This is a genomic window from Megamonas sp. (assembly GCF_986095205.1).
Map to the genome: position 1 here is coordinate 1 of NZ_CFQVBI010000019.1, position 4,638 is coordinate 4,638.

The window sequence follows — 4,638 nt, forward strand, 5'->3', positions numbered from 1 at the left end:
AGACCTTGAAAGAGGTTACATTGCCTAATATATTGCCAAGCCGTAAGTAACCCTTGCGGCTTTTATTTTTGGCGCAGAACCACAGACGTACATTTTTCCAATTCTGACTTTCTGAAAATTTCCACTTTAATAAGAGTTATATAGCCTATACTTTATAATATGCCACATACAGCCAATGACATTAAAAAGACTACATAATTAAAGAATCACCCATATTCAGTTTAGCTAAAAGTCAAGAGAACAGATATATAAGGTACTTAGTACAGAAATCCCCCTCCCTATTCTGACTGTAGCCTAAAATATATAAGAGTGGCTGTAGCGCGTGCCCACAACCCCTTTAGTCCCCCTCTGTATATTGATATAAAAAAGAATTATTAATCATTTAAACTTTTATCAATATGAATAATTTAGTTATCATGCCAACAGAGAAAAGAACTTTAAATTTAGGTGAGTTTGCAGAAGAAGCAACCATTATTGAAGAAACTGCAAAGCCAAACATTACTTTCTTGGAAGCAAATACAGATTCTATCACACTGGAAGAACTTGCAAACAAATGTGTTGTGCCTACTTGGGCAAACCAAGAATTAACCATTGCACACCAAGACTTTATTTCTTGTGTGCATGAAGCTGCAAGTACATTCTATGCAGGTGAAAAGGTGAGCTTTCCAGAAATAAGAGTTTCACATATAGTACGTGGTAGAATACCGTCCGCACTAGGCAAGAAAGCAAGTGAACTGTTAGAATGTGAAAAGACACAATTCTATCAAAGGCTTGCATTTGCTTTTACTGTTCCAACTATTTTTGAAACAATAAGAGGACAAAAACTTGAATTGTGCATAGGTGGGGTAAGAAATTACAGTGACTTGAATCTGTACCGTTCTTCCAAAGGCTTGGAGAAATTTTCTTGTTTTATAGGTTGGAGAATGAAAATTTGTTCTAATCAGATTCTTACTGGTGAGGGTGTGAGGTTCAACATGGAAGTAACCAATATCAATGAGCTTTACAGAAATGTACTGGAATTGTTTAACAACTTCAATGCAGCCAAAGAAATACATTTGATGCAAACACTATCAGATACTTATCTATCTGAAACACAGTTTGCACAAGTGGTAGGCAGAATGAGAATGTATCAAGCACTTTCACCAGCAAGGCAGAAAGCAATACCAAGACTTTTAATCACTGACAGCCAAATAAATAGTGTGTGTCGTGATTATTACACAAATGAAGTGTTTGGAGTGAAAGATAATGCTATATCTCTTTTTGATTTTCATAATTTACTCACACAATCAAACAAAAATAGCTACATAGACAGCTATTTACAACGTGGGGTAAATGCTACAGAGGTAAGTGTTGGATTAAACAATGTATTACAAGGACTGGATAATAAATATTCTTGGTTCTTGGGCTAAACTAACTAATAGGGCATCTATTTATTAGGTGTCCTTTCTTTTTAATAACTTAAAAATACTACAAAATGAATGATAATGAAAAACTAGTACTATGGGGCATACTAGTAGTACTGTTACTAATAATAATTGGTATTATAAATCCATTTTTGCTGATACTGATTTTATCCATCTTTATTTATATACAATCATAAATACTCACTAATATACAAAGTGAATGTTTTACTAGAAATCAACACATTAACTAATTGGCTAGTATGTTGGTAGTGGTAAAACATTCACTTTTATTTATTTACATATAAAACAGAACATTATGAGTTTAAAGTATTCAAGCACTACAGCAGATTATTTAGTTTGGTCTGATGCAATGAATTTAATAAGAAAATTGGCTAAAGATGGAAATTACAAAATTTCACTTCTTATAGCTTTGGGGTGTTTCACTGGTTTAAGAATATCTGATATTCTAACTTTGAGATGGAAACAGATATTAAATACCAGTGAATTTACAGTAATAGAGAAAAAGACAAATAAGGTGAGAACTATTAGAATAAATGCCCAACTTGGGCAGCACATTAAAGAATGTTATGAACAGATAAAGCCAATAGGAATTAACTCACCTATTTTAGTGAGCCAAAAAGGAACTGTTTTCACTATCCAAAGAATCAATGTGATACTAAAAGAGGTGAAAAAGAGGTACAAACTACATATAGGCAATTTCAGTTGCCATTCCCTTAGGAAGACCTTTGGCAGACAAGTTTATAATATGAACAGTGATAATTCAGAACTTGCCTTAGTTAAACTTATGGAACTGTTTAATCATTCCAGTGTAACCATAACTAAAAGATATTTAGGACTTAGGCAGGAAGAACTACTAAATACTTATGATTGTCTAAGTTTCTAATCTGTTGGAATGTGACAAAGTTTGAAGTAGCTGAACCATTTACAGAAATAGAAAAGTTTGTCACATTCTGATAGTTCTAGCGGATTGCAACCAGTTCCGTAACGGAGTGGGAGATTCTCTTTTTTTAAAGGCATGATATGGCTTGTAGTTTATGGTATGTGCGATTTTGGAACAAATTTATCCTCACGAATGGCACTATAATTGAAAATGAATCATTAATTTTGTGGACTAATTAACTAAAAACACAATAGATATGGAAGATATGTTCTCTTTAGGAAGTGTTATATTATGGAATAATATACAGTGTGGTACTGATGGTGCTACAGACGGAGAGATTGCAGAATTATTTGTTTCAAAAGTTTTAGGCTCTGTTGTTCTGAAATTGAAATACGAAGATATTGTCTATGCTGTATCAAATGATGATATGCATCCTATTATTTTCACCGCAAATACATTAAAAGGGAAAAAATATTTTATCTACGAAAATTTTAAGATTCTGAAACGCAACATAGAAGCAATAAAATCAGAGTAATTTCATCCATATATCAAAATCAGAGTTTGCGGAAACGTGAACTCTTTTTTTATGCCTATTATGAAGATTAGATATTTCTTTCATTCATTACTTAGTTAGACTACAAATCTATATACCTTATTATCTCTAACAGAATTGCATTTTCCAATCCGCAGAATCTACGGGTACTTTTTTAGGGAAGAAATCTTTTTATAGTCCCCGTTCAAAAAAAGTACCCGCTTATGAAGTTACAAAGAACAGGGAGCAATATTGCCTAATACCTTATACTACAGATATGTTTTGGAACACTTAGAACTGCATTTATCAGTGTTTTATCTTTAGCTATTCAAAACCTTTTGCTAACTTTGCAACAATTTCAGAGGTCTTAATGTGTTAAGGCGCTGAAAGGACATATTTAACGAAAGGTGTTATTGAGATTATCTTCTTAGATTAAACTTCGCAACTTTAATTTTGGAATGAAGATGATAGCAATAGCACCCACACATTTGATATATATTCATCTTGTAAATGAGTTATATACCTTTTGGTGTGGGGCTATTGTTTTATCCATTCCAAAGGTATTGCGAAGACCTAATCTAAGGATAAGACAAATATAGTTCCCACACCTTATTTTATATCCACTTCTTCGGGGAATTGGGAAGTACAATATTAGTGAGCAATGAAAAAGATTATTTCAATTTTAGCTTTTACAGTACTGCCAACAATTGCTTATTCACAACTTCCATTAGTTGAATACAAACCCGTAATAGTTGGCAAAAGCAATAACAACAGTAGCAACGAACATAACCGTGGCAATAGTAACGGGTATTTTCCGAATGTGCCTTCATATTCTACTCCTAACCGTTCTACCACACAAAGCTATCAGACTGTAGGAGCATACTTCTTTGATGCAAGTTCACAAAATCTCAAAAGAACAAAAATCAAAATCAATTTAGGAGAATCTTATTCGGGAGAAACTGAAATCTATGTTCGGGCTGTATTAGACCGTTCTTTATATAGAGAAAGTTGGAGAGATTGTAATAACAGAGCCGTTAGGGTCAATGCTTTATTAGACAAAGAAATTATAGTGAATAACTTTGAATGGAAAGTAGAGCATACAACGTTGGGTACTATTTACTTTAACTACTAATTGTTGAAATTATGAGAACTTTTGTTTTACTACTGCTTACCTTATACTTTGCTCCCATATATAGTGTAAATATGGGAAATGACAGTGATATTTTTATGAACAGATTATCTGTAAACCAAGAATTTCAAGGCAATTTTTCATATAAATATGGTATGCGCAAAATTGACAAAGAATTATATATACACAATTTAGGAACTAATGTTCAATCCTATGTTACAAGTAAGAATTGGAATGAATATAAACGTGAGGAATTTAGAAATGCGTATGAAAGGTATATGGACGCATTGAAAAAAGACAGACTTTCAGCTGATGATTTTGGAAACATAACAGATTCTAAAGGAGAATTGGGCAATGTTGATGGGGATGATTATTGGTACGATAATAAAGGAAATAGAATAAGTGGTGCGGAGTACAGGGCTTTAAGTGTACGCAAACAAAAGAAGTATCGGGCTTTTTATGCCAATAAAGAGGTTGCTACATATTTCAATGAAATTGCCAAAGCAATAGTAAACAGAAGATATTCACACAACATGTAAATAGTATTAAGTATGAACAAGTTAAATAAGTGCATATTGCTTTTTATCATGCTATTCCTCAATACTACTTATCTATTTGCAGACATTGGTAATCGTGGTAGATGGGATAACGGTGGAACTTCTAATTTTGGAAT

5 protein-coding genes are annotated in these 4,638 nt (G+C 32.8%); all 5 read left to right on the plus strand.

From position 1 onward, the window contains the following. Window positions 1-398: 398 nt before the first annotated feature. The 5 genes from AC5LAX_RS03310 to AC5LAX_RS03330 all read left to right on the plus strand — a co-directional run bounded on the left by AC5LAX_RS03310 (window position 399) and on the right by AC5LAX_RS03330 (window position 4,504). Window positions 399-1,409, plus strand: coding sequence for a DUF3871 family protein (locus AC5LAX_RS03310; protein ID WP_493263632.1), 1,011 nt, complete (start codon window positions 399-401; stop codon window positions 1,407-1,409). Window positions 1,410-1,719: 310 nt separating this feature from the next. Next, window positions 1,720-2,307, plus strand: coding sequence for a tyrosine-type recombinase/integrase (locus tag AC5LAX_RS03315; protein ID WP_011203304.1), 588 nt, complete (start codon window positions 1,720-1,722; stop codon window positions 2,305-2,307). A gap of 253 nt (window positions 2,308-2,560) precedes the next feature. After that, entirely contained in the window at window positions 2,561-2,839 is a 279-nt protein-coding gene (locus tag AC5LAX_RS03320; protein WP_011203305.1) for a hypothetical protein, read from the plus strand. Window positions 2,840-3,497: 658 nt separating this feature from the next. After that, on the plus strand, window positions 3,498-3,968 hold the full coding sequence (locus AC5LAX_RS03325) for a hypothetical protein (protein ID WP_493263633.1): 471 nt from the start codon (window positions 3,498-3,500) through the stop codon (window positions 3,966-3,968). Window positions 3,969-4,039: 71 nt separating this feature from the next. Continuing rightward, window positions 4,040-4,504, plus strand: a complete 465-nt coding sequence (locus tag AC5LAX_RS03330) for a hypothetical protein (protein WP_230586485.1) — start codon at window positions 4,040-4,042, stop codon at window positions 4,502-4,504. The last annotated feature ends 134 nt before the right edge of the window (window positions 4,505-4,638 follow it).